The following is a 25,703-nucleotide window of genomic DNA, read 5'->3' on the forward strand; positions in this document are numbered from 1 at the left end:
GCGGGAGGGGAAAGTGGTGGGGCGGCCCCGAGGGGCGGCGCTAATCGGATTGAGTGGAGGAGTCGGGCAGGTTGAGGTCCGCGCGCGAGTCCGCTTGGACGCGGCGTGCCTGCCGGGGGCGAGCGACGAGCGGAGGCGGCGCGGGTCGCGACGGCGCCGGGCTCGCGGCCTCCAGGTGTCTCGCCATGGCACCCAGGGTGGGGTGCTCGAAGAGGACGCGCAGCGTGATCTCCACACGCCAGGCCTCCTGGATGCGCGCGAGCGCCTGGACGGCCTTCATCGAGTGGCCCCCCAGGGAGAAGAAGTCGTCGTCCAGGCTGACGCGCTCCACGGCCAGCACCTCGCGCCAGATGTCCGCGAGGCGCTGCTCGTTGGGGGTGCGCGGCGCGACGAACGCGGCGGCCGTGCGTGCGCCGACGTCGGGAGGTGGCAGCGCCTTGCGGTCCAGCTTGTTGTTCGCGGTGCGGGGGAAGGACTCCAGCACCACGAAGGACGCGGGCAGCATGTACGCGGGGAGCTGCGCGCGCAGGTGCTCGCGCAGGGCCGCGTCGTCGAGCGTGACTCCAGGACGGGGCCGGACGTAGGCGACCAACATCGGGTCGCTCGCGGGGCCCCATGGACGCACCGCGGTCTCCGCCACGCCCGGATGCTGGGCGAGGCGTGCCTCGATGTCGCCCAGCTCGATGCGGTGGCCTCGCACCTTCACCTGTCCATCCCCGCGCCCCAGGAACTCCAGCGAGCCGTCTGGCCTCCGGCGTGCCAGGTCTCCGGTGCGATAGAGGCGCGCGCCGGGGTGATGGGAGTGCGGGTCCGGAACGAACTGCTCGGCGGTGAGGTCCGGGCGATTCAGGTAGCCGCGAGCCACGCCCCCTCCGCCCAGGAACAACGTACCCACCACGCCGGGCGGGACGGGCTGCAGCCACGCATCCAGCACGTGGGCCTGGGTGTTGGCGATGGGCTGGCCGAGCGTGATGGTGTCTCCGCTCTCGAGTCGGGACACGGTGGACCACACGGTGGTCTCCGTGGGGCCGTACATGTTCCACAGCTCCGAGCAGCGGGCGCGCAACGGGGCCAGCAGCTCGGGGGGCAGTGCCTCTCCGCCGCACAGCAGCTTCAGCGTCGGGGGGCTGGACCACCCCAGCGACAGCAGCATCCGCCAGGTGGACGGCGTGGCCTGCATCATCGTGGCGCCGCTCGACGTCATGAGCGGCAGCAGGCGCGTGCCGTCCATCGCCTCCTCCTGGCTGGCGATGAACACGCACCCGCCCACGCTCAGCGGGAGGAACAGCTCCAGCACGGAGATGTCGAAGGCGACCGTCGTCACCGCGAGCAGCGTGTCCCGCTCGGTCATCCCGGGCTCGCGTCCCATCGACGCGAGGAAGTTCACCGCGGCCTCATGCGGAACAGCCACGCCCTTGGGCCGTCCCGTCGAGCCGGAGGTGTAGAGCACGTAGGCCAGGTCGGCGCCGCGCGCGGGGGCTTCCACCGGGTTGGATGAGGCCCCGGTGGTCTCGGAGAGACGCACCGCGCGCCCTCTCCAGTCCGGGATGAGCGAGGCCAGCGCCGGCTCGGTGATGAGCGCCGCGACGCCGCTGTCCTCCAGGATGTGCATCAACCGAGGCGCCGGATACATCGGGTCGAGCGGGACGTAGGCCGCCCCCGACTTGAGGATGCCGAGCAGTCCGGCCATCAGGTCGAGCCCCCGCTCCAGGAAGAGTCCCACGCGCTGGCCGGGCCCGATTCCCAGGTGCCGCAGGTGGTTCGCCACGCGGTTGGCGCGCGTGTCCAGCGCCGCGTAGGTCAGCGACTCGGAACCGAAGCGAACGGCGACGGCCTCCGGGCGGCGCGCGGCCTGTGCCTCGACGAGGCCGTGCACCGTGCAGGGGCTCGGGAGCGCGCGGCGGGTGTCGTTCCACGCCTGCAACAAGGTCTCGCGCTCCGGCTCACGCAGCAGCGGGAGGTGCGAGACGGCGCGCTCGGGAGCTTCCGCCGCGTGCTCCAGCAGGCACTGGAAGTGGTCCACCAGGCGCGCGGCGGTCGCGTCGTCGAAGAGGTCGGTGTTGTAGTTGAGCTCGGCCGCGAGCCCCTCGTGCGTCTCCGTCAGGGACAGCGACAGGTCGAACTGCGACGTCCCGCTCTCCACGACCAGCAGCTCCAGGGAGAGCCCGGGGAGGGTCAGGGCGGCCGGGGGCGTGTTCTGGAGGGTGAGGAGCACCTGGAACAGCGGCGGGTGGCTCAGGTCGCGCGCGGGCTGGAGCGCCTCGACGAGCTGTTCGAGCGGGACCTCCTGATGCGAGTACGCGGTGAGCGTGTCGCGGCGCACCTCGCGGAGCAGGGCCGAGAAGGTCGGGTCACCCTCCAGGGACACGCGCAGCGGGAGCGTGTTGGCGAAGAGGCCGATGAGGGCTTCCGTCGAAGCGGGGCGGTTGGCGATGGGCGTGCCGACCACGACGTCGCGCTGGCCGCTGTAGCGGGAGAGCAGCACGCCGAACGCGGTCAGCAGCGTCATGAACAGCGTGGCCTCCGCGTCGCGGGCGCGCTGCTTGAGCTGGCCGGTGAGGGCCGCTGGAACGGTGAAGCGCCGCGTGGCGCCGAGGAAGCGCTGGGCCGCGGGGCGGGGACGGTCGGTGGGCAGCTCCAGCAGGGCCGGAGCGCCGGAGAGCCGCTCGCGCCACCACTCGACGTGGGCCTTCATGGCGCCCTCGTCCGCGCGTCGCCGCTGCCAGTGGGCATAGTCGGCGTACTGGAGGGACAGGGGGGGCAGCGCGACGTCCGCGCCGGAGGTGAGCGCCTGGTAGTGCGCGGCCAGCTCCCGCATCAGCACGCCGAGGGACCATCCGTCGCTCGCGATGTGATGCAGCGTGAGCAGCAGCACATGCTCGCGTGCGTCCAGACGGAGCAGGCGCGCTCGCAGCGGCAGGTCGCGGGACAGGTCGAACGGCGCGCGGGCTTCCTCGGCGGCGCGGCGATGGACCTCCGGGAGTCGCGCTTCGCTGGGGAGCGGCTCCAGGTCGACCTGCTCCATCGACACGGCGGCATCCGGCAGGACGTGCTGGACGGGGCGTCCTCCGTCCATGGCGTAGCGCGTGCGCAGCACGTCATGGCGCCGGACGATGGCGGTCAGCGCGCGCGCCAGCGCTTGCGCATCCAGCACCCCCGTGAGGCGCAGCGCCGCGGGCATCGTGTAGGCGCCCGACGGTCCTTCGAGCTGCTCCAGGAACCACAGCCGCTGCTGGCTCGAGGAGAGCGGAGGCGCCTCGTCGCGCGGGCGGGGAGGGATGGTCTCCGCGGCACCGCGCGTGGCCTGCGCGGCGTCTTGCAGGAACGCGAGGACCTCCGCCTTGCGCTCCTTCAGCTCGGCTTGGAGCTCCGGAGTGAGTGCCCCGGGGGGCGCGCTGAAGCGCAGGCGCTCTCCCTCCAGCCACAGCCGGATGTCGAGGCCGCGCAGGTGCTGCATCAGCGCGTCGATGGAGCGTTGCGTGGAGGCGCTCACAGCTCGCCCTCCTCGCGCGTCGCGTCGGCGGTGCGGGGGCCCGAGGCCCAGAGGAGCGTGTCCACGTGCTCCGCCAGCTCGGCGAGGGTGGCGGCCTTGAAGAGGCGCTCGAGGGAGACCTCGACCTGGAGCGCCTCGCGCAGACGGGAGGCGACCTGGGTGGCCAGGAGCGAGTCCCCACCCAGCTCGAAGAAGTCATCGTGGATGCCCACGCGCGGCACCCGCAGGGCCTTCATCCAGGCCTCGGCGAGCGCGGACTCCGTGGGCGTGCGCGGTGCGATGAAGGGACGCGAGGTCGCGTTCGCCGTCGGGTCCGGCGCGGGCAGTGCCTGCCGGTCCAGCTTGCCGCCCGGGGTGAGGGGCAGCTCGCCGAGGAGGACGAAGAACGCCGGCACCATGTAGTCCGGCAGTCGCTCCAGGAGGAACCGGCGCAGGTCGGCGGGAGTGACGGCGTCGGCCGCCGTGGGGACCGCGTATGCGACCAGTCGCTTGTCGGAGCCACCGCCGCCGTCTTGCGGCTCCTGGTGGATGGTCACCACCACCTCGCGCAAGGCCGGGTGTCGGCTCAGGGCGGACTCGATCTCCCCCAGCTCGACACGGAAGCCGCGCACCTTGACCTGATGGTCCGTGCGGCCGAGGAACTCCAGCGCTCCCTCCGGGAGGAACCGCACCACGTCGCCCGTCTTGTAGAGGCGCGCCTCGGGGGCTCCCGAGAACGGGTCCCTCACGAAGCGCTGCGCGGTCAGCTCCGGCCGGTGGAGGTAGCCGAGCGCGAGCAGCTCGCCTCCGATGTGCAGCTCTCCCGCGACGCCGATGGGGACGGGCGCACCGTGCCGGTCGAGCACGTAGAAGGCCCGGTTGGACAGCGGGAGCCCGATGGGGATGCGCTCGGGGAACTTCTGCCCGGGCGCGGGAGGAGGCACCTCGTGCGCCGTCGCGGTGATGAGGGTCTCCGTGGGGCCGTAGGCGTTGAGGAGCCGCACCGAGCCCAGCGGGCCGCGATGCCACTGCTCCAGCACCCCCGCGAGCACCGCGTCACCGCCCACGATGATGAGGCGCAGACAGTGGCCGGTGAGGTCCGGCGGTGACTCATCCCAGCGCTGCGCGAGCTGCCGCCAGTAGGCGGTCGGGAAGTTCACCACCGAGAGGCGGTCCTCGACGAGGTGCCGCGCCAGCTCCTCCGGCGTCCACACCGTGGAGCCCCGCAGCACCAGCGTCGCGCCGACCATGAACGTCGGGAAGAGCTGCTCCAGCGAGGCGTCGAAGCTGAAGGAGGCGAACTGGAGGATGCGGTCGTGCTCCGTGTGCCGGTAGCGCGGGATGACGTCCTGGCAGTGGAGGGCGAACGCGCCGTGTCCGATGACGACCCCCTTGGGCTCGCCCGTGGAGCCGGAGGTGTAGATGACGTAGGCGGGTGTCGTGGCGCTCGCGAGGTTCACGAGGTTCTCTCGCGACTGGGAGGCCAGCGTGTCCGCGTCGGAGTCCAGGCGGACGACCTTCGCGCTCAGCGCGGGCAGGCGCTCGGAGAGCCGGGCCTGCGTCACCACCACGGACGTGCGCGAGTCCTCGATGAGGAAGCGCAGCCGCTCCGAGGGATGGGCCGGGTCCAAGGGGACGAACGCGCCGCCCGACTTGAGGATGGCCAGCAGCGCGACCAGCATCTCCGGCGTGCGCTCCAACAGCACACCCACCAGGACCCCGGGCCCCACGCCGAGCGAGCGCAGGTGGTGCCCGAGCTGGTTGGCGCAGGCGTTGAGCACCGCGTAGGTGAGGTGGTGCCCCTCGAACTCCACCGCGACCTGGCTCGGGCGGAGCGCGACCTGTCGCTCGACGAGCTGGTGGACCCGGTGCTCGCGCGGATAGGCGACGCGGTTGCGCTCGTTCCAGGTGACGAGGACCTGGTGCTTCTCCTCCTCGGTGAGCACCGGAAGCTGGTGCACGGGGCGCTGAGGTTGGGAGGCCAGTCCTTGCAACAGCGCGCGGAAGCCGCGTGCGAAGCGGGCGACGCTCGCGGGCTCGAACAGGTCGGTGTTGTAGTCGAAGTCCAGCACCAGTCCGTCCTCGACATCGAGCACGTTCAGGCTCAGGTCGAAGGCGGCGAACGCGACGGGCTGGGGATGGAAGGACGCCTTCAGTCCGCCCATGCCGCGCACGGTCAGCGGACGCTCCAGGTTGAACGTCACGCCAATGAGCGGCGTGTGGCTGGTGCTGCGCGGCAGGTCCAGTCGCTCGAGGAGCCGGGAGAAGGGGTAGTCCTGGTGCTCGTAGGCGGAGAGCAGCACCTGCTTGAGTGACTGGAGGTACTCGGGGAAGGACTCCTCGCCCCGCGTGTGGCTGGCGATGGGCAGCAGGTGCGAGCAGTAGCCGACGAGCCCCTCGCCGCCGTCCATGCCTCGTCCCGCGGTGGGGATGCCGACGAGCACGTCCTCCTGTCCCGTCATCCGGTGGAGGAAGAGGGTGTAGGCGGAGAGCAGCAGCATGAACGGCGTGGCCTTCTGCCGCTGCGCCAGCTCCCGCAGGCCCTGGCTGAAGGTGGCGTCGAGGCGGACGGACTCACGTGCGCCGCGGAAGCGCCGCGTCGCGGGACGGGAGAGGTCGACGGGCAGCTCGATGGCGGGCAGCCGCTCCACGTGCTGCTCCAGCCAGTAGCGCTCGTGCGCCGCCATGGCGTCCGTGGACTCCTCCGCTCGGAGCCAGCGGACGTAGTCGCTGAACTGGGTCACGGGGGGAAGGGCTGGCGCGCCGCCGTCCACGAAGGCGGAGTAGGCCGCCGCCACCTCGTGGAGGACGACACCGAGGGACCAGCCATCCACGACGACGTGGTGCGTGGTCAGCACGAGCAGGTGCTCATGCGCGTCCAGCTTGAGCAGGTTCGCGCGGAACAGGGGGCCGCGGTGCAGGTCGAACGCGGTGGCGCTCTCCTTCGCGTACCACTGGGACAGGGACTCGCTGCGAGGGGCAGGGGACAGCGCGCTCAGGTCGAGCACCGGCAGCGCCACGTCGCACGTGGGCAGGATGTGCTGCTGCTCTCCGTGGAGGTCGACGTACGTCCGCAGCGCGTCATGGCGGTCCACGATGTGCTTCAACGCGCGCCGCAGCGTCTCTTCGCGCAGGGCTCCTTCGAGCCGCAGCGTCATGGAGAGGTTGTACGCGATGGAGCCGCCCTCGTTCGCTCGGGCGAGGACCCAGAGGTGCCGCTGGGCCTCGGTGAGGGGCAGGGAGCGTGCCTTCGCTTCGGAGCCGGAGAGGCTCGGCGCCGTGAGACCGGGGCCGGGCTGGGGGCGAGACCAGAAGCCACCGGATTGCATCTCCGAGACGCTGTCCGCGACGGCGTGGACGATGGCGTCCAGCTCCGCGTCGCCATGCGCGGTGGAGAGCATGCAGGTGCGCCCCTCCCAGATGTAGATGCCCCGGTCGCGGAGGTGGCAGTAGAAGAGGTCCATCTCCAGCGGCTGGAAGAGGTAGCTGGAGTTGCCGGCCGCGTTGAACCGCATCACCGAGCCGCCGTGCACCATCTCCACGGGGGCCTGCGCCTGTTGGAAGACCTCGTTGATTCGCTCGACGAGGCGCGCGGCGCGCTGGTTGAGGCGCTCCTGGAGGAGGGGGCCCTCCTGCTTCAGGTGGGTGAGCGTGGCGATCATCGTCGCCATGGTGAGGGGGTGCTTGCAGAACGTGCCCGCGGCGAAGGTGGTCTCGACGGCGGGGTAGGAGTCGTCGCCGTAGCTCCAGTCACCGCCGTCGATGCGGTCCACGAAGCCGCCCCGGTCCGCCACGACGCCGATGGGCATCCCGCCGCCGACAACCTTTCCGTAGGTCACCAGGTCGGCTTCGATTCCCAGCCAGGCCTGCGCGCCGCCAGGGTGGAGCCGGAAGCCGGTGATGACCTCGTCGAACATGAGGGGCACGCCCGCCGCGCGGGTCATCTCGCGCAAGGACTGGAGGAACGCCCGAGGCTGGAGGTTGGGGCGGCGGCTCTGGATGGGCTCCACGACGACGACGGCGAGCTCACCCAGGTGCTGGCGGATGACCTCGAGGGAGCGCTCCTCGCCATACGGCAGGACGATGACGTCCTCGGCGACCTTCTCCGTGACCCCCGCGGCCATGGGGAGCGTCTGCGGGACGCCGTCGACCATGCGCCCGACGACGAGCGTACCGTCGGAGTGGCCGTGGTACGAGCCGGTGAACATCACGACCTTCGAGCGTCCCGTCGCCGCTCGGGCCAGGCGGAGCGCCGTCATCACCGCTTCCGTGCCGGAGTTGCAGAAGGTGACGCGCTTCATGCCGGTGAGCTCGCAGATGAGCTCGGCGGCCCGGCCCGCGAGGTCCGACTGCGGGCCGACCTCCATGCCCTGCTCCAGCCGCTCGCGCAGCGCGTCCACGAGGAAGGCGGGATGGTGGCCGAACAGCTGCACGCCGAAGCCCATGGACAGGTCGATGAACTCGTTGCCGTCCGGGTCCCAGAACCGCGCGCCGCGCGAGCGGGTGCTGACGATGGGGTAGCAGACCTCCTTGAGCTCCGCGCGGAAGTTCATGAGCCAGCGCACGTCGCTCCAGCGCGAGCGATGCTGGATGGCCTCCTGCTTCGAGCCCCGTGTGCGCCGCGTGTGACGCTCGACGAGTGTGTCCACGTGACGCTGCTGCGTGGGTGTCAGCACCCGGTCGGGCTTGCCCTTGAGCGAGCCGGAGGCGAAGGGAGACGCGGGCGCGGCGGACCGGGTGTGGCCCGGCGCGACAGAGGCGGCTGCCGCGAGCGGGGTGGCCACGGAGGCGGAATGCGCCGCGGACGAGGAGGGCGCGACGTCTGGCCTCCGCGGCGCCGCCTGGGCGCCCGGCTCGGCGAGCGCGCTCGGAGCCGCCGCGGAAGCACCCTGCGTCGCGAGTGTCGCCTGCGTCACTTCGGATGAGGCGGTCGCGCCACCCGTCAACAGTGGCGCCGCTGAGGTCGTGGCCCGCCCACCGAGCAGCGCGAGTTGCTGCGCCATGAGCTGAAGCTGCAGCTTCACGACCTGCTCGAGGCCCTCGCCCCCTGGCGCCGTGGGCGCGTGCTGGGGAGGGAGTGCGGGCGGCGTGGAGGGCCCGGGTGCAACGGCCTGCTCGGGCGCGGCGTCAGCGGGGACCGTGAGGTCCAGGTAGCGGGCCATCGCATCCAGCGTCGTCAGCTCCTCGAAGAGCTGGCGCATCGTCAGCTTGAGGCCGAAGCGCTTCTCCACCGCGCGCGCCGCGTCCATCAGGACGACCGAGTCCGCGCCCAGCTCCAGGAAGGACGCGTGTGCGTCCATCCGCTCGGCGGGCATCTGGAGCAGGCGGGACAGCAAGGCACGGAGCTCGCTCAGGAAGCGTTCCTGTCGACTCACGGTGGCGGGAGCGGTCATGGGGGCCTGCGGGGACGGAGGAGAGGGAGCGGCGTCCAGCCAGTAGCGCTGGCGCTCGAAGGGATGGGTCGGCAGCCGCACGCGGGGCTCGGTGTGGCCCGCGTGGAACGCGCGCCAGTCCACCGGGACACCTCGGACATGGAGCGCACCCAGGGTGCCCAGGAGCGTCTCCCAGGCATCGCGCTGCTTGCGCAGGCTGGGGAGCCACTCCGCGGCGCCATCGGGGACACACCGCTTCGCCATGCCGAGGAGCGTGTCGTGGGGCCCCAGCTCGACGAAGAGCGGAGCCCCTTGCCGGGCCACGTGCTGGATGCCCTGGAAGAACTGGACGGGCTCGCGCACATGGCGACGCCAGTCGTGCGCGGTGGGCGCGGCACCCAGCGGGGCCCCGGTGAGGTTGGAGATGAGCGGCAGGCGAGGCGCCTGGAACGCGACGCGGGAAGCGGCCTGCTCGAACCCGTCGAGCATGGGCTCCATCAGCGGCGAGTGGAACGCATGGGACACCTGGAGCGCGCGGCCCTCCACGCCTCTCGCCTCCAGGGCCTGGACCACGCGCTCCACCGCGCCGCGCTCACCGGAGATGACGACATGGCGCGGGCCGTTGATGGCCGCCACCGCGACCGCGGGCTCTGACTTCAGCGCATCGCGGACCGTCGCCTCGTCGGCCATGAGGGCGAACATGGCCCCATCCAGAGGCAGCGCCTGGATGAGCTGGCCCCGGAGCGCGAGCAGCCCCAGTGCCTCCTCGAGGCCCAGCACCCCGGCGACCCGCGCGGCGGCGTACTCGCCCACGCTGTGTCCCAGCACGGCGTCCGGCTTCACGCCCCACGAGGCCCACAGCTCCGTCAGCGCATGGGCCACCGCGAACAGCGCGGGCTGGGTGTAGCGCGTCTGGTGGACCCGCGCCTCGTCGTCGCCGGGCCCTGGGAAGAGGAGCGACTTCAGCGGCACGTCGAGGTGCGGGCGCAGCAGCGCCTCACAGCGCTCCAGCGCCTCTCGGAAGACGGGGGCACTCTCGTGGAGCTGGTGCGCCATCCCGGCGTACTGCGCCCCTTGACCGGGGTAGAGGAAGACGACACGCGGAGGTGTCTCGCGCCGAGCCTCTCCCTGATGCACCCCCGGCACCCGCTGTCCCTGGAGGAACGCGCCCAGCCGCGCCGCCAGCTCCTCGCGCGAGCTCGCCACCACGGCGAGCCGATGCGGCCAGGAGTCCCGTCCCGTCGAGGCGGTGAAGCACATCGCCTCCAGCGAGGGCGCGGATGAGGACGCGAGCAGCTCCAGGTACTGCCGCGCCAACGCATGCAGGGCCGGCAGCGTCTGGGCGGACAACACCAGCAGTTGGTGTGTGCGCGCGGGAGGGCTCGCGGACACCGGCGCGCGCGAGGGGGGCTCGCCGACGATGACGTGGGCGTTGGTTCCACCGAAGCCGAAGGCGCTGACGCCGGCGTAGCGGTCTCCGGGGGCCTGAGACCAGGGCTCGTTGCGCGCCGGAATCTGGAAGGCGGGATGCCGCAGCGTGATGTGCGGATTGAGCCGCCGGAAGTGGACCTGCGGCGGAATCTCTCCGTGCCGCAGCGCCAGGATGGCCTTCACGAGTCCGGCGATTCCCGCGGCGGCCTCCAGGTGGCCGATGTTGCTCTTCGCGGAGCCGACGAAGCACGCGCGCGAAGGGTCGCGCTCCTGGGAGAGCACCGCCTGGATTGCATCGACCTCGATGGGGTCGCCCAGCTTCGTCCCCGTGCCATGCGCCTCCACGTAGCCGATGCTCGCGGGGGACAGCCGCGCCTGACGCAGCGCCTGACGGAGGACATCCTGCTGCGCGACGCCGCTGGGCGCGGTGAGGCCGTTGCTCTGGCCATCATGGTTGACCGCCGAGCCCCGCAGGACGGCGAGGATGGGGTCTCCCGAGGCGAGCGCATCCTCGAGCCGCTTGAGCACGATGACGCCGCAGCCTTCGGAGCGGACATAGCCATCCGCGGAGGCATCGAACGTCTTGCAGCGCCCGTCGCTCGCCATCATCCCCGCTTGGGAGAAGGCGATGGTGAGCTCCGGGCTCAGGATGGCATTCACCCCACCCGCCAGCGCCAGGTCGCACTCCTGGGCGAGGAGGCTCTGCCGGGCCAGGTGGATGGCGACGAGCGACGACGAGCACGCCGTGTCCACCGCCATGCTCGGCCCGCGCAGCCCCAACAGATACGAGAGGCGGTTGGCCGCGATGCTGTGCGCATTGCCCGTGCCCGCATAGGCATCCAGCAGCGACGGGTCGCTGAACTGCCGCCGCGAGTAGTCCTGCGTGCTGATGCCCACGAACACGCCGGTGCGGCTGCCCTGGAGCGAGCGGGGCGCGTGGCCTCCGCGCTCCAGCGCCTCCCACGCGACCTCCAGCAGCAGCCGCTGCTGAGGGTCCATCCGGTGCGCCTCGCGCGGGGCGATGCCGAAGAAGAGCGGGTCGAACGCGTCAATCCCCTCGACGAAGCCGCCCCAGCGCGTGTTCATCGTCCCGGGCGCGCCGGGCCCCGCGCCGTGAAAGCGCCCCACGTCCCACCGGCTCGCGGGCACCTCGGTGATGGCGTCGCCGCCGCGCTGGAGCAGCGCCCAGTACGCCTCGGGCGAAGCGGCTCCCGGGAAGCGGCACGCCATCGCGGTGACGGCGATGGCGCCCGCGTCGTCGACCGCCTTCGTCGCGGCCTCGGGCTCGGGCGCCGCGGGTGACTCGGGGGGAGGCGTGAGCAACCCCGCCAGATGCCGACTCAGCGCGGAGATGGTCGGGTGCTCCCACAGCGCGGTGGGCGACACGTCCCGCTCCAGCCAATCCGCGAGGTCTCCCGTGAGGAAGACGGCCTCCTTGGACGTCAGTCCATAGGTGACGAAGGGCTCGTCGAGCAGCACCTCCTCGGGAGGTAGACCCGCCGCCTCGGCCACCGCGGCGACAAGCCACGCCACGAGTTGCTCGAGGGTCCGAGGAGCACGCGAAGCAGGGGAATGGGAGGAGGGCAGGGAGGAGCTCAAAACTGGATTAGGTTGATTAGAGTTACAACGATGATTTAATACAACAGTCAGTAAATAGAGGTCTAGGTAGCGACCGCGTGGCAGGTGCGATTCGATGGCGTTTGACCAAGTCGAGTGCTGGTCGGAGGACGGCCGGCTGGACAGCGTGGTGGTGTTCCAGCCCGCAGCGTTGGACGTCGCATCGGCGGAAGAGGCCGTTGCCGTCGGTTTTTCTCGAATCGTGACAAGAGTTGAAGCGCAGGACGCTTCAAACCGGCTGCGAGAGGTCCTCGGCTCCTTTGGTTGTCGTGCCATTGACTTGGTGGATTTCGTGTCACCCGCGGACCGGGTCGTCAGCAACACCACGGTGAACAGGGTTTTTGTCCGTGACACGGCCGTGGCGTTGGGTGCGCGGTTGGTGCGCGGTGCCGCGGGATTCCCCACACGGGTGGCCGAGTTCGACGTCACGCATGGCGCGCTGTCGCGGTTGATGGGGTGCCCCGACGGGGACGTGGCGTGGGCGTCGGTGGTCCGCGTGGAGTTCGGGGACGTGTTCCTGCTGGGGCAGCGGCGGCTGCTGGTCAACGTGGGCTTGCGCAGTGATGCGCGGTACGTGCGCGACTTCGTGGAGGTCGCGTGGGAGGCGGGCTTCGAGGAGGTCGCGGTCGTCCGCATCCCCGGCGACCTGGGCATCATCCACCTGGACCTCGCCTTCAACGTGCTGGGGGAGGAGGCGGTGCTGGCGCGGGCCTTCCTGCGACACTGCCCGCTCCAGGTCTGCGTGCGGGAGCGTCCCGCGAAGTGGGAGTCCTTCGAGGACTACTTCGCGCAGCGGGGCCGGCGGGTGCTGACCTTCGAGCCGGGGAACACGCACCCCTTCCTGTCCAACTTCATCCACCTGGAGCCGCGGCTGCTCCTCGCCTCGGAAGGCGTGGCGCCGCACCTGCGTGCCCTGGTGCGAGGCTTGAGGATGGAAGTGGTGGGCGTGGACATCGACGCGCTCGAGGGAGGCAACGGGAGCGTGCGCTGTCTGACGATGCCGCTGCGGCGCGTGTCCTGAGCCCTCAGCCCGGGGGCGGCAGGGCGGCGTTGACGAGCGGGCCGATGATGCGCGCGGTGAACTCGCGGCGGCTGCGGACCCCGGACTTGGTGAAGATGGACTTCAGGTGGTCCTGCACCGTCGCCGGGGTGATGTAGAGCCGCTGGGCGATGGTGGCGGTGTCGTGTCCCCGGAGGACGAGCAGCGCCACGTCCTGCTCGCGCGGGCTGAACCCCATGCTCATCAAGGCCATGGGCAGGATTTCCGACGGCGTGGCGGTGGCCGCGACGATGGCGACCTGCCCCGAGGGGGTGCCCTCCAGCAGTGTGGCGTGCAGCGTCAGCCACCTGCCTTGGCGGGTGCGCACGCGGGAGCGGGATGGCAGGCCCGGGTTGCCCGCGGCGGCGAGGCCGCGCGCATGCTCCGCCACGGCGATGAGTCCGGAGGGGACACCGCTCGAGGCCGCGCCCGTTTCGGCCAGATCATCCAGGATGGCCTCGCCGCGCGGGTCCACCGACACCAGCCTTCCGTTGGCGCCCAGCACGGCGACACCCGGGGGCAAGGGGTCCTGGCCCGCGGACAGGTCGCTGGGATAGGCGCGGCACAGCAGCTGGCTGATGTGCGGGGCAAGCCGCGTGGCCAGTCCCACCTCGCGAGCCGTGAAGGCGCCTCGGTCCGTGGCGCGCATGAACACCGCCGAGCCCCAGCAGCCGGAGGTCAGGTCGAAGTTGATGCGAAGCTCATCGCCAAAACCCTCGGGCTCCAACAGCTCGCGGAAGCGGGCGCTGTCCTGGGGCCGTCCCCCCGCCGCCTGGATGAGGGTGCCCGTCCTGTGGCCGGACGCGCGCAGCCGCGTGAAGGTCAGGGGCTCGGGCGCCCACATCTCGAGATAGGCGGCGCGCTCGAAGCCGCGCGGGTTGAGGTTCTCCACGATGGTGGAGGTCACGAACCCGGTCGCGGGGTCCGTGCCATGCCAGCAACTGCCGGCGTAGCCCAGCGGCTCGCGCAGCAAGGCATTGAGCTCCGTGAGCAATCGTCCCAGGGGAAGCGCGACCTTGGAGAGGTCGCGAATGCTCCCCAGCAGTTCGAGTTCGAGTCGAGAGCGTGTGACCATCGCCGATAATCCGAATACCCCCACAGTGCGGAGTCGGCAATGATTTCTGGTTTCGCGGAGACCAATCCTTGCGGCGTGGATGACATATCGTGTCGCCTCTCCGCGACGCTGGTTTCGGAGGCGAGGTCATGTCTGTCGGTGCGTCGTGGGGGTGTTTGTGAGCCATTGAACATCCGTGGCGCGCGGCCCTGTCGAATCAGGGCGCCGGGGATGTTTGTGATTGCGCGGTGCCCACCTATCTGGGGGCGCCTTGTTCAATCCACGTGGAGATGAGGTCGATGTCCTCATCCGGGATGGGGGGCAGGCCCAGGGGCATGCCCAGCACGGCGGGGTGGTGGTGGCCCTCCAACTCGGCGCGGCGTGCAATCAGGCTCGCCACCAGCCGGGGTGTGCCGTCCTCCAGGCGGTCCGGGAGGCCGCGGAACTGGCCCTCTCGCTGGATGCCTCGGAGGATGCCTTCGCGCGTGGCCAGGTCGAGTGACACGCCCGCGTAGCCGAAGCCACCGCTGTTGCCAGGGCCCTGGTCTCCCGCGCGCCGGCTGTCGGAGTGGCAGTGGTAGCAGAGGTGGCGCGTGAGCTTCTTGGCGACCTCCGGGTAGTGCACCTCCCGTTCGAGCAGACGCGGCTTGTAGGGCGCACGAGGCGCTGTCGCCTTCTGCGGGATGGGCTCACGCAGGAAGGCCGCCAGGTCATCGACTTCCTTCGGGGTGAAGGCGAAGGCGGGCATCTGCGTGTCGGGGAGGATGGCGCGAGGGTCTCTCAGCCACTGGCGCAGCTGGGCGAGCGACATGCGGGCGCGCACGTGCTTCAGGTCCGGGGCCCGACGCCGCGCGGGGGCCGTGCGGAACTCCGGCGAGCCATAGGCGGGAGCCTCGGGTGGGGCGTCCGCGCGGAAGTGGCAGGTCGCGCAGGCGTACTTCTCATAGAGCTGTCGGCCCGCCGCGGCGTCACCGCTGGGGGGCTCGTGGGCGTCCTCTTCCGTCACGTGGAAGAAGTCGGCGAGCAGCTCCGCGTCCCGAGGCCCCAGCTTCATCCGGGGCATGGTGGCCCCGTAGAGGGGCCGCACCGCGTGAGGGGCCTGGAGCCAGGAGACGAGCCAGCTGCGCTTGACGCGCTGGCCCAGCGAGGCGAGGTCGGGCGTGCGCATCAGGTGGGTGAGGTGTTCCTTCCAGCGCTGGACCTCCGCGTCCTTGTACCAGAGGTCCAGCCGCCCGGCGGTGATGGCCTGGTGGCACGTCACGCAGTTCGCGCTCAGCGTGGCGGAGGCCGGCTCGATGCCAGGCACCACGTGGCAGCGATTGCATTGGAAGTGCTCCACGGCATCGCGGGGTGTCTCGAGCGCGTGCTTCGTGGGGGCAAGGGGCTTCGTCGGGAGGCGCAGCGCCAGGATGTCCGCGTCGCGGACGAGGACGAAGGCACCCGCGCCGGTGGCGACGAGAATCGCGGCGCCGACCAGGAAGGTGAAGACAGGGGAGCGAAGGTCCACGGATGCGCGTGCCGGGAGGAGCTCAGTAGGCGCTGTCCCCGGCGAAGAAGTCGGGTGTCCGGCAGATTTGCGGGAGGACGAACAAGTCGCGGGCAACGCCCAGGCCCGTTGCCAGGAACATCGATGACGCGACCACGCTGATGATGGCGGTGCGAGTCCTGCCTCGGAACCGTCGCAGGCCCGGGCCATGGAAGTACGCGGACTGCAAGCCGAAGAGCACCGCGGGACTGGCCACCATCACGGCCAGGATGACGGGATTGATGGCGCACCGTGCGAGGTCCTCCGCGCTGACATTGAGGAGCGGGCCTCCCGCCATGACGGCGGAGAGCACGAGGACGAACGCGATGGTGACGAGCAGGAAGAAGGCCCGGCGCGCCCAGGACGTCCGGTGCACCAGCTTCGCGGGCGGGCCGTGGTTGTTGAAGAGGACGACCTGGTTCAGGAACACCGCGCCCACGGTCCAGAGGCCCACGTCCGCCCAGATGGAGTCGTCGATTCCTCGAACCGACGAGTCCATCGAGTTGATGCACGCGAGGACCTGGAGCGGCCAGAGGACCGAGACGGAGACCGCGAAGGACGCGAGGGCTCGTGCGGACATCCAGCAAGGGTAACAGGGATACACATCGAGCGCGAATCGAGCCGAGGTGCCGCTCACCTGTCCCCCGCACGCCGCCAGCCCACGCGCAGCGAGGCCAGCAGGGCGGGCAGGGTGAACAGGTCCGTGGGGTCGAGCGTGTGCGCGGTGGGCCGGACGGCGGGGAGTGTGTCCCCCGCCATCACGGCCCGCAGTGCATGGAAGGGCCACTGCGTTCCTCCCAGCGCCCATTGCCAGATGTTCCCCGCGAAGGGGAAGAGCTTGGTCGCGGCGAAGCAGACACCCGTGAGGAGGACACAGGCGAGCAGCACTCCGCGGGAGGGATGGAAGCGTCGTCTGGCCAGGCCCTCGGCGTGTTCCCAGAAGGCTTGCAGCACCAGGGGGAAGAAGGCGAGCCCCGCGACATCTGACAGCTTCCCCGTCCACCACGACGGCCAGCACGGCTTGAAGACGTGGTCGTTGAGGAGCAGCAGCACCACCGCGCAGGACACCAGCGGATGAAGCAAGGCGCTGCCGGCAAAGGGCTTCGGCTCGTCCATGTCCACGCGTCAGGGATAGGACAGGGAGACCAGGAGGTGCTCCCCGCCATGGGCCATGCCGGAGGCGCCCAGCCGCCAGGTCACGTCGATGGGGCCCTCGGAAGGAGGACCCTGTCGCTCGAACTCGATGAGGTAGGTGGCCTCGAAACGCGGTGGGGAGTCTCTCGGGGTTACGTCCATGTAGTAGGTGCCTCCCCCCCTGTGCAGGGTGTCGGCGCCTCGAGGGTCCTCGAAGACGTACGTCTGCTCGTGCACGAGCCTCCCATCCGCCTCGTCGAGGATGCGGACGCGGAACCAGGGAAGGACGGGTGCGCCTTGTCCCGTGGGCGGCTTCCACCGGATGGCGCTCAGCTCGATGGACAGCGATGCGTCGTACACCCTCACCGAGTCGGAGCGCTTCTTCGGGCCGACGTACAGCTTCACGCGGTGCCGATAGACGGGCTCGGACGGAGACAGGGGGGTCTGGGCGGTGTCTGTCTTCGTATCCCCGCTGACGGACGACCCCAACAGGAGGCATCCCGTCGTCAGGAGCGCGAGCGCGAGTCCTAGGAGCCGGAGGATGAGAACGGGGCGGACGCTCATGGCTCGAGGACCTCCACCGTGAAGCCCTTGGGCCGGTCGCTCGTGCCCTCCACGGACACGCGGCCCGTCGCGGACCACTCCACGTCGACGGTCCCCTCCGCGCCGATGTTGTCCTGAAGCGCGAAGAGGACCGTGACGGGCCACTCGCAGGCCTCGGTCAGTCGGCACCCCTCGCGGAGCCCGATACCCGCTTCCATCTCCTGGGTGACCTCCGGGCCGTCGAGGATGGTGGAGTCACCGGTCCTCCGGCCCCACCGGTCCTCGAACTGCACCTGGAACCAAGGCTGGTGGGGCGCATGGGCGTCCGTGGACCGCCAACGCACGGTGGCCTTCACAATGATTTGCCCCTCCGCCTGGAGTTCCTCCGGCTGTCCGGCCCGGGCGCGAACGAGGAGGGTGCGAATGACCACGGGCTCCGCGCTCGTCACGCGCAAGGGAGCACCCGGAAGCTCCTTGGAGGGGATGTAACCGGTGGAGGGCGTTATCTCCGAGGTGGCCAGGACACTTCCACTCGCCACGAGCAGCGCGAGCCGCGCGGTCCAGGAGTGCCGGGAGGACGTGCGGGGGGGATGCTTCCGAGGGGCAGGGTTCATGCGGAGCGGGCGGCTGCGTGGGGGACAGTGCTCTCCCAGGCGCCAGGCCCGCTCGGGAACGGCGGGGTACAACAGCAATCCAGATGCCAGTCGCGCACCAAGGAGAACGCCCTCGCGGACTTCACCTCAGCGTCCCGGAATGCGACACGGATGTCAGGACTGCACTCTCTCCGAGGCCGCGCTGACGGTCCCCGTGCTCCGTCGGCACGAGGACCGTCTTCCTCCAGGACTCAGCCCGCGCGGCTCTTGGCCTTGGTGCTCCGTCCCGAGGCCGCGGGGGCGGCGCTGCCGCCGTCCACGGCGGGGCCTCCGACGTAGGCCGCCAGGTGCTTGCCCGTCAGCGTCTTGCGCGACGCGACCAGGTCGGCCGGGGTGCCCTCGAACACGATGCGGCCGCCGTCATGGCCCGCGCCCGGTCCCAGGTCGATGATCCAATCGGCATGCGCCATGACCGCCTGGTGGTGCTCGATGACGATGACGGACTTGCCGGACTCGACCAGCCGGTCCAGCAGCGCGAGCATCTGCGCGACATCCGCCAGGTGCAGGCCGGTGGTCGGCTCGTCGAGCACGTAGATGCCGCCCTCCTCGCCCATGTGCGTCGCCAGCTTCAGCCGCTGCCGCTCGCCGCCCGACAGCGTCGTCAAGGGCTGCCCGAGGCGCAGGTAGCCGAGCCCCACGTCCGACATGCGCTTGAGGATGGCGTGCGCGGCGGGCGTGCTCCCCTTGCCGGAGCCGAAGAAGGCGACGGCCTCGTCGACGGGCAGGTCGAGCACCTCGGCGATGTTGAGGCCCCCGAACTTGTACTTCAGCACCGCGGCCTGGAAGCGCTTCCCCTCGCAGTCCTCACACGTCGTGGAGACACCGGCCATCATCCCCAGGTCGGTGTAGATGACGCCGGCGCCGTTGCACGTCGGGCACGCGCCCTCCGAGTTGGCGCTGAACAGCGCGGGCTTCACGTTGTTGGCCTTCGCGAAGGCCTTGCGGATGGGCTCCAGCAGGTCCGTGTACGTCGCCGGGTTGCTGCGCCGAGAGCCCTTGATGGCGGACTGGTCCACCGCCACCACGCCCTCACGGCCCGACACCGAGCCGTGGATGAGCGAGCTCTTCCCGGAGCCGGCCACGCCCGTCACCACCACCAGCACGCCGAGCGGGATGTCGACGTCCACCTTCTTCAGGTTGTGGCTGCTGGCGCCGCGCACCTTCAGCATGCCCGACGGCTTGCGCACCGACGGCTTCACCTTCGCCCGGTCATCCAGGTGGCGGCCCGTCAGCGTGCCGCTGGCGCGGAGCCCCGCGATGGTGCCCTCGAACACCACCTGCCCACCGTTCGTGCCGGCGCCAGGGCCGATGTCCACGACGTGGTCGGCGATTTGAATCGCCTCCGGCTTGTGCTCCACGACGAGCACCGTGTTGCCCTTGTCGCGCAGGTTCAGGAGCAGGGTGTTCATCCGCTGGATGTCGTGCGGATGCAGGCCGACGGTCGGCTCGTCGAACACGTACGTCACGTCGGTGAGCGCGGAGCCCAGGTGCCGGACCATCTGCGTGCGCTGGGACTCGCCACCCGACAGCGTGCCCGTGGGCCGGTCCAGACTGAGGTAGCCCAGGCCAATCTCCACGAACGAGTCCAGCGCGTGTTGCAGGTTCGCCACCAGCGGCGCGACGGAGGGCTCCTTCAGGCCGCGGAGCCAGTCGGCCAGCTCGTTGATCTGCATCGCGCAGGCGTCGGCGATGTTGATGCCCTTGATCTTGGAGGACCGGGCCGCCTCGTTGAGCCGCGTGCCCTTGCAGTCCGGGCAGGTGGTGAACGTCACCGCGCGCTCCACGAAGGCGCGGATGTGCGGCTGGAGCGACTCCTTGTCCTTGGTCAGGAACGACTTCTGGATGCGAGGAATCAGCCCCTCGTAGGTGAGGTTCATGTTGTCGAACTTCACCTTCACCGGCTCGCGATACAGGAAGTCGTGGCGCTCCTTCTTCGTGTAGTCGCGGATGGGCTTGTCCCCGTCGAGGAACCCCGAGGCCGCGAAGATGCGCACGTACCAGCCATCCTGGGTGTAGCCGGGGATGGTGAGCGCGCCCTCGTTGAGCGACTTCGACTCGTCGAAGAGCTGGGTCAGGTCGATGTCATTGACGGTGCCCATGCCCTCGCACTTGGGGCACATGCCGCCGGTGAGGTTGAAGACCTTCTTCTCGGTCTTCCCGCCCCCTTCACCCTTCTCGATGGTCATCGACCCGACGGCGCGCACCGAGGGGACGTTGAAGGAGTACGCGTTGGAGGAGCCGATGTGCGGCTTGGCGAGGCGGCTGAAGAGCACCCGCAGCATCGCGTTGGCGTCCGTCGCCGTCCCCACGGTGGAGCGGGAGTTGGCCCCCATGCGCTCCTGGTCGACGATGATGGCCGTGGTCAACCCGTCGAGGACGTCGACCTCCGGGCGTCCCAGCGACGGCATGAAGCCCTGGACGAACGCGCTGTAGGTCTCGTTGATGAGGCGCTGCGACTCCGCCGCGATGGTGCCGAACACCAGCGACGACTTGCCCGAGCCGGACACGCCGGTGAACACGGTGAGGCGCCGCTTGGGCAGCTCGACGCTCACGTCCTTCAGGTTGTTCTCACGCGCGCCCCGGACGCGAATCATGTCGTGGCGGTCGGCGGCGTGCTGGCTGGGATTGGAATTGGACTTGGTCATGGGGGGATGGGGGAACAGGGGTCCAATACGGCGCGGGAACGCTCAGGCCTGGCTGATGCGAATCATGTTGCCGGCGGGGTCCCGCACGGCACAGTCGCGCACGCCCCACGGCTGGTCCGTGGGCGGCTGCACCACGTCCACCTGGGCGGCGGTCAGCTTGGCGAACGTCTCCTCCAGGTTGTTGCTGGCGAAGATGGCCCCGCCCAGCGAGCCCTTCGCCAGCAGGCGGGCCACGGCGTCACCATCCTCCTTGCTGCGACCGGCGTGGGGCTGGCTCAGCACGATCTGGACGCCCGGCTGGTCCGGAGACGAGAAGGTGAGCCACCGGAGCGGGCCCTGGACGACATCGCCCGTGAGGGTCAGCCCCAGCGCATCCCGGTAGAACGCGAGCGCGCGCGTGGGGTCGTCAACAATCAGATGAACGGTCGAGAGCTTGAGGGTGGTCATAGGAGGCACTGTGTTTCATTACTCCGGGGATTGCTTCTCGGATCCTGCTCGACGGGGGCGCGTCCGCTCTTTCTGCACGCAGGCGGGCAGCACGCCGTCCTCGGTGTGCTGCTGGGCGCGGTAGTCCGACGGCGACGTGCCCACCAGCTTGGTGAAGCTGGCGCTGAAGGAGCCGAGCGAGGTGCAGCCGACCGCCATGCACACGTCGGTGACGCTCAGGTCTCCCCGCCGCAGCAGCGCCATGGCCCGCTCGATGCGGCGTGTCATCAGGTAGGAGTACGGGCTCTCCCCGTACTCCTGCTTGAAGCGGCGTGAGAAGTGGGCAGGGGACATGTAGGCCGCCTTCGCGATGGCCTCCACGTCGAGGGGGCTTTCGAACTCGCGGTCCATGAGGTCACGGGCCCGCCGCAGACGGACGAGCTCCGCGAGTTCGTCCGCCAGCGTCTCCTTGGAAGCCATGGAGGCAGGGTATGCCGGGCCCCAGGGAACCCCAAGGGTAAACCACCCACCCGAAGGTCACCTGGACCTCACGGGTGGGACTGTGACGGCTGGGGGGACTTCATTCCACTCCGCGCGGGAGCGGCTCGCGGCTCAGGACTTCTTCTGGGACTCGAAGAACGCGCGCGCCGCGTCGTCGGCGGCCTTGCGGTACTCGGGGACGCGGCTGCGCTCCGCCTTGGCGAGCGCGGCCGTGAGCTGCTTCACATCCAAGTCATTCGTGTAGCAGGGGGAGCCGGGCTGCTGGCGCCAGGAGTCGTCGAGGGTGCCCGTGTCGACGGTGTCGAACCCGAGCTCGTCGATGATGCGCAGGACCTTCGCCTTCGCCTCGGGGACGTCACCGGCGACGGGGAGGGCGATGCGCCCGGGGGTGCCCTTGGGGGTGCTCTTCGCGGCGAGGGAGCTGAAGTAGATGTTGTTGAAGGCCTTGATGACCGGCCGGCCCAGATGCTGGCTGACCCACACGCTCTCGAGCTGGCCCTGCTCGAGCGCGGGGATGCTGCCATCGCGCGAGGGGTAGTAGTTGCCCGTATCAATCACGACCACGTCGGAGGGCACGCCGGCGAAGAGGTCCTTGGGCAGGCCCGGGACGGCGCCCTGGGGGATGGTGATGACGACGACCTCGCCGCTGCGAGCGGCCTCGGCGGCGGTGACCGCGGTGGCTCCGATTTCGGCCGCGAGCGTGCGCAGGGAGTCCGGCCCGCGCGAGTTGGCGAGCGCCACCTGGTGACCCAGCTTCACCCACTTCCGCGCCAGCGTCGCGCCGATGCTGCCCGCACCAATGATTCCAATCTTCATGTGTTGCTCCTATAGGACTGGAGACCGCGGCGCATCTGATGCGAAGGGGAGTGTGACGGTGCGGAGAATGTTCGTCCTGGGGCTGTTGGGTGGGGGGGTGGCCTGCAAGGCCCCGCTGACGCCGGAGGAGGACCGCGGGCGGGCCGTGGAGTGGGTGCGGACGCACTCGAGCGAGCCCGTGCGGGAGGAGTGCCCCGCGGACAGGGTCCCCGAGAAGGAGACGAAGCTCGGTGACTTCAAGACCCACTGTGACGGGCGGCTCGCCTGGTGCGCGAGGCAGTGCTCCGACGGGGACGACGCGACCGCCTGTTACTCCCTCGCCTACGGCTTCATGGTGAAGGACACCCACGTCGCCCTGATGGAGCCGCTCTACCGTCGCTCGTGTGTCCTGGGGGCCATGAGGGGCTGTACGCTCTGGGCCGGGGCGCTCGCGTACCTGCACGGCTCGAGCGACGAGGAGAAGGTGTGCCTCGCGCGCACCTACGAGAAGACGTGCGCACGAGGGGAGCCGATGGGGTGCGCCGTGCACGGCTTCGACCTGATGATAGGCAGGCACGCTCCGCCAGACCTGAAGAAGGCCCGTGAGGTCCTGGAGCGCGTCTGCAAGGCCACCTCCGCGGACGACCCCGCGTGCGAGTCCGCGCGTGACAGCCTGGCCGCGCTCACGAGCTTGGAGCGGAACCCGGGAACGACAACGCCCCCTCCAGCCACCAGGCCCCGTCCTGGTGGCCCCTAGGGGGCATCCATCCGCCGAGGTTCCTGCGCTATGCGGTGGCCCGGATGAAGTCCATCACCCAGTTCGTCTCCCACGTCACGCCACCATCCGTGGAGAACGCCTGCTCCCAGCGCGGGGCCGCCGACGTGACGCGCGACCAGGTGTAGCGCACGCGGATGGGCCGGCCCTCGTAGGTGTCCACGCCCTCGAAGACGCCCACGTCTCCGGTGAAGGAGCCGACCACGGGCGGCTCGAGAATCCCCCGGCGGTTGTCCACCCAGTAGATGGACCACTGCTTCGTCTCCGGGTTGAAGAACTGGTACGCGGAGCCGACGAAGCCGCTCCAGAACTCGGTGCGGTACTCGTCCTCGATTCCCATTCCGCCCAGCAGCAGGCGCGCCACGCTCGTTGCCTCGAACTCAATCCACTCGGTGCAGCCCTTCAGCCGCTCGCGCAGACGGCGGTTGCGGATGTTCCACTTGCCCACCCAGAAATCGAAGTCCCGAGCCCCATCCCGGACCTGCGTGGACGCCGTCTGCACTGCCTCTTGCACGTTGCTCACGTTCGCTCCTGTGTCCTTCCCCGGCTTGGGGACGAAGCGCACGGTAGAGGGCATATAGGGCGGAACCTGCCCTCATTCGGACAGGGTGATTCCGTGAGAGGCGCACTGCTGCTAGGCAGGCGTATTTGAAACCGGGTGGATGATGTTCCTGGAGTTCAAGTCGGGGGCGGACACGTGCGAATCAAGGGGTTGATGGGGCTGGCGGCTCGAATCGGCCACCCGTCCAGGGGCGAGAAGAAGTGGCTCGCGAGTCGGTTGGAGGGCGAGGACTGCACCGCCAAGGCGTTCATCGAGGACCTGCGGCAGCGGCCTCTCTTCGACCTGATGTCCAGCGACATTCCCAGCGAGCTCCATGGCGCCGTACCAGAGGCTGACTTTCCCGCCCTGCGCGCGCGGATGGGCGCCCTCCTCGACCTGACCCTGGCGCTGGGGGGCCGGGCGGAGCTGGCGGAGTTCACCCTCGATGGCGAGGTGCGGTGCTTCCTCTGGGAAGGCAAGAAGCGCGCGCTCCCGGTCCGTCATGAAGACCCTCGGGTGAAGACGGACTTCCTCCTGTTGCAGAGGAACTGTCGGGAGGCGGTGCTCGAGTACACGCCTCCGCGCACGGAGGGGCTGCTCTGTTCGTGTGGCGCGTCGGTGGAGCCGACCGCGGTGACCTGCGCCCGCTGCGCGCGAGACTTCACCGTCCCCATCGGCGTCGCGGCGAGGCCGGAGGACCCCGAGCGCTTGCGTCCGCTGCGCATCCGAATCATGGAGCTGAAGTTTCCGCTGCCCAAGCATGACGTCTTCAAGGCGAACGTGTACGCGCCTCGCAACGCGCTCGAGGCACTGCTGTATGACGAACTGCTGCCCAAGGCCGGGCTCACGCTCATGAAGCCCCGGGAGCTGGCGAGTCGTGCCGCGCTGCTGTCGGAACTCGGGGCCTGGGGGCGGCGCCATGCCTTCCTCGCGCCCGAAGCCGCGCCGGGCTTCGTTGAAGGGCTGCGGTCGATTCTGGAGCAGAAGCCCGCTTCGGCTCGCAAGTGCCTGGAGCGCTGGGCGAAGGACCAGGGGCACCTGTTCCAGGCGTTCGCCGCCGTGGAGCCGGGGACTCCGGGGTGGCGGGCCGCGGCGGAGGTCAGCGGAGTCCCGCTGCATGGGGAGTATCAGCAGGAGTGGGTCCGCCAGGCCTTGGACTTCCTCATGCGCTTCTCGGGAGCACGCGGGGAGCTGTCCTCGGAGTTCCTCGAGAAGCTCGAGAAGGTGGCCCCGGACCTGCTCAGCGCGAAGGAGCGGAAGCGCCGTGCGCGCGAGGTCGACGTGAAGGCCTTGGATACGGGCGAGGGCTTTGGCGAGTACCTGAAGCGCCTGACGGCGTCGGTGAAGTCGCCAGCGAAGGCCATCTCCGCGGTGCTCCAGGCGGCCGGAGACCCGGACGACGAAGACGACTCCATTCCGACCGTGCTCAAGGACACATCGCGCGCGGCCGTCGAATGGCTGGTGGACGGACGGCGGCCCGAGGTGGGGGACGTGGAGGGAGACTGGCTCGCGGGGCAGTTCAAGGCCGTCCAGCGCGCGAAGTCCTTTCCCAAGGTCATCCTCGAGCGCGCGGAGGATGCGCGACGTCACCCCGCGCCCTTCGGGCTGCCGGGAGAGCGGACCTGGGACGTCCAGCCCGCGCGGCCTTCCGCGGCGGACTTGAAGGCCGTCGCGGCTTGTCCCGAGTGCAACCGGCGGGTGAAGCCGAGCCGGGTGTTCCATGTCCCCGCGCTCGGCAAGGGCACGGAAGGGCGCACCCTCCGCTTCTATGAATGCGAGCGGTGTGACAGGGCCATGCTGTTCGCGCGGGGCGAGAAGCTGGCTCGCGCCCGGAAGGCCCCCGTGAATGCCTTCACCGAGTACGCCAGCCCTCTCCTCGAGGAAGTGCAGCCGCCTCCGGGGTTCGTGCGATGGCGGTTCGAGCGCTTCGTCACCCGTCAGCTCCAGGGCACGAAGCCCGCGCTTCAGTTCGGGGGCCGGCCTGTCACCGAGAGCTGGCGTGAGCCCGTCATGGGGCTGCGTTGTCGACACGCCTCCGTGAGCGTCCGCATCCACGCGGACAACCTGGACCTTCAGCCCGCGTACGGCGCCGACTTCATGATGGGCGGTGTGTGCATGACACCGGGTTGCAAGAAGCCGGATGTCAGGACCGAGCGCGACGACTGAGGCAACGTGGCCCG

General features: G+C 70.1%; 16 protein-coding genes. 3 read left to right on the forward strand and 13 right to left on the reverse strand.

Annotated elements, in window-relative coordinates:
* Positions 1–40 precede the first annotated feature (40 nt).
* Both MYSTI_RS10205 and MYSTI_RS10210 read right to left on the reverse strand, forming a co-directional pair.
* On the reverse strand, positions 41–3,493 hold the full coding sequence (locus MYSTI_RS10205) for a non-ribosomal peptide synthetase (RefSeq protein ID WP_015347667.1): 3,453 nt from the start codon (positions 3,491–3,493) through the stop codon (positions 41–43).
* Positions 3,490–11,808: a hybrid non-ribosomal peptide synthetase/type I polyketide synthase gene (locus tag MYSTI_RS10210; RefSeq protein WP_015347668.1), complete on the reverse strand. Its 8,319-nt coding sequence runs from the start codon at positions 11,806–11,808 to the stop codon at positions 3,490–3,492. Before MYSTI_RS10210 ends, MYSTI_RS10205 begins: the two co-directional genes overlap by 4 nt.
* 160 nt (positions 11,809–11,968) lie before the next feature.
* Here MYSTI_RS10210 and MYSTI_RS10215 point away from each other — a divergent pair, with 160 nt between their 5' ends.
* Positions 11,969–12,913, forward strand: coding sequence for an arginine deiminase family protein (locus tag MYSTI_RS10215; RefSeq protein WP_015347669.1), 945 nt, complete (start codon positions 11,969–11,971; stop codon positions 12,911–12,913).
* 4 nt (positions 12,914–12,917) lie between these two features.
* On the opposite strand, the gene MYSTI_RS10220 is transcribed toward MYSTI_RS10215, so the two are convergent.
* From MYSTI_RS10220 to MYSTI_RS10265, 10 genes are all read right to left on the reverse strand, one after another.
* Positions 12,918–14,006, reverse strand: coding sequence for a helix-turn-helix transcriptional regulator (locus MYSTI_RS10220; RefSeq protein WP_015347670.1), 1,089 nt, complete (start codon positions 14,004–14,006; stop codon positions 12,918–12,920).
* 235 nt (positions 14,007–14,241) lie between these two features.
* Positions 14,242–15,492: a c-type cytochrome gene (locus tag MYSTI_RS10225; protein ID WP_015347671.1), complete on the reverse strand. Its 1,251-nt coding sequence runs from the start codon at positions 15,490–15,492 to the stop codon at positions 14,242–14,244.
* 22 nt (positions 15,493–15,514) lie between these two features.
* Positions 15,515–16,090, reverse strand: coding sequence for a hypothetical protein (locus tag MYSTI_RS10230; RefSeq protein WP_015347672.1), 576 nt, complete (start codon positions 16,088–16,090; stop codon positions 15,515–15,517).
* A 53-nt stretch (positions 16,091–16,143) separates the two neighbouring features.
* Entirely contained in the window at positions 16,144–16,626 is a 483-nt protein-coding gene (locus MYSTI_RS10235; RefSeq protein WP_015347673.1) for a hypothetical protein, read from the reverse strand.
* Between the two features lie 9 nt (positions 16,627–16,635).
* Positions 16,636–17,208: a hypothetical protein gene (locus MYSTI_RS10240; protein ID WP_015347674.1), complete on the reverse strand. Its 573-nt coding sequence runs from the start codon at positions 17,206–17,208 to the stop codon at positions 16,636–16,638.
* The gene (locus tag MYSTI_RS10245) at positions 17,205–17,801 is read right to left on the reverse strand and encodes a hypothetical protein (RefSeq protein ID WP_015347675.1); all 597 of its coding nucleotides are present in this window, start codon (positions 17,799–17,801) and stop codon (positions 17,205–17,207) included. The genes MYSTI_RS10240 and MYSTI_RS10245 overlap by 4 nt, the downstream gene beginning before the upstream one ends.
* A gap of 230 nt (positions 17,802–18,031) precedes the next feature.
* Entirely contained in the window at positions 18,032–20,485 is a 2,454-nt protein-coding gene (locus MYSTI_RS10250) for an ATP-binding cassette domain-containing protein (protein WP_015347676.1), read from the reverse strand.
* A 42-nt stretch (positions 20,486–20,527) separates the two neighbouring features.
* Positions 20,528–20,932, reverse strand: coding sequence for a VOC family protein (locus tag MYSTI_RS10255; RefSeq protein ID WP_015347677.1), 405 nt, complete (start codon positions 20,930–20,932; stop codon positions 20,528–20,530).
* A gap of 18 nt (positions 20,933–20,950) precedes the next feature.
* Positions 20,951–21,391, reverse strand: a complete 441-nt coding sequence (locus MYSTI_RS10260) for a helix-turn-helix transcriptional regulator (RefSeq protein ID WP_015347678.1) — start codon at positions 21,389–21,391, stop codon at positions 20,951–20,953.
* Between the two features lie 132 nt (positions 21,392–21,523).
* Complete coding sequence (locus tag MYSTI_RS10265) at positions 21,524–22,228, reverse strand: NADPH-dependent F420 reductase (RefSeq protein WP_015347679.1); 705 nt, start codon at positions 22,226–22,228, stop codon at positions 21,524–21,526.
* Positions 22,229–22,286: 58 nt separating this feature from the next.
* On the opposite strand from MYSTI_RS10265, the gene MYSTI_RS10270 reads away from it, so the two are divergent.
* Complete coding sequence (locus tag MYSTI_RS10270; RefSeq protein ID WP_144370042.1) at positions 22,287–22,964, forward strand: SEL1-like repeat protein; 678 nt, start codon at positions 22,287–22,289, stop codon at positions 22,962–22,964.
* A 28-nt stretch (positions 22,965–22,992) separates the two neighbouring features.
* Here MYSTI_RS10270 and MYSTI_RS10275 read toward each other — a convergent pair whose 3' ends face one another.
* Positions 22,993–23,505: a hypothetical protein gene (locus MYSTI_RS10275; RefSeq protein ID WP_233278227.1), complete on the reverse strand. Its 513-nt coding sequence runs from the start codon at positions 23,503–23,505 to the stop codon at positions 22,993–22,995.
* Positions 23,506–23,679: 174 nt separating this feature from the next.
* Between MYSTI_RS10275 and MYSTI_RS10280 the strand changes: the two genes are divergently transcribed.
* Positions 23,680–25,689 carry a hypothetical protein gene (locus tag MYSTI_RS10280; protein ID WP_063639742.1) on the forward strand — a complete coding sequence of 670 codons (2,010 nt, stop codon included), beginning with the start codon at positions 23,680–23,682 and terminating at the stop codon, positions 25,687–25,689.
* Positions 25,690–25,703: the final 14 nt, after the last annotated feature.

This window comes from Myxococcus stipitatus DSM 14675, assembly GCF_000331735.1.
Taxonomy (GTDB): Bacteria; Myxococcota; Myxococcia; order Myxococcales; family Myxococcaceae; genus Myxococcus; species Myxococcus stipitatus.

Coding starts and splice junctions, on each gene's coding strand:
- MYSTI_RS10255 (WP_015347677.1), bottom strand. CDS start 20,932: ATGACCACCCTCAAGCTCTCGACCGTTCATCTGATTGTTGACGACCCC.
- MYSTI_RS10220 (WP_015347670.1), bottom strand. CDS start 14,006: ATGGTCACACGCTCTCGACTCGAACTCGAACTGCTGGGGAGCATTCGC.
- MYSTI_RS10215 (WP_015347669.1), top strand. CDS start 11,969: ATGGCGTTTGACCAAGTCGAGTGCTGGTCGGAGGACGGCCGGCTGGAC.
- MYSTI_RS10230 (WP_015347672.1), bottom strand. CDS start 16,090: ATGTCCGCACGAGCCCTCGCGTCCTTCGCGGTCTCCGTCTCGGTCCTC.
- MYSTI_RS10265 (WP_015347679.1), bottom strand. CDS start 22,228: ATGAAGATTGGAATCATTGGTGCGGGCAGCATCGGCGCGACGCTGGCG.
- MYSTI_RS10250 (WP_015347676.1), bottom strand. CDS start 20,485: ATGACCAAGTCCAATTCCAATCCCAGCCAGCACGCCGCCGACCGCCAC.
- MYSTI_RS10245 (WP_015347675.1), bottom strand. CDS start 17,801: ATGAACCCTGCCCCTCGGAAGCATCCCCCCCGCACGTCCTCCCGGCAC.
- MYSTI_RS10260 (WP_015347678.1), bottom strand. CDS start 21,391: ATGGCTTCCAAGGAGACGCTGGCGGACGAACTCGCGGAGCTCGTCCGT.
- MYSTI_RS10240 (WP_015347674.1), bottom strand. CDS start 17,208: ATGAGCGTCCGCCCCGTTCTCATCCTCCGGCTCCTAGGACTCGCGCTC.
- MYSTI_RS10235 (WP_015347673.1), bottom strand. CDS start 16,626: ATGGACGAGCCGAAGCCCTTTGCCGGCAGCGCCTTGCTTCATCCGCTG.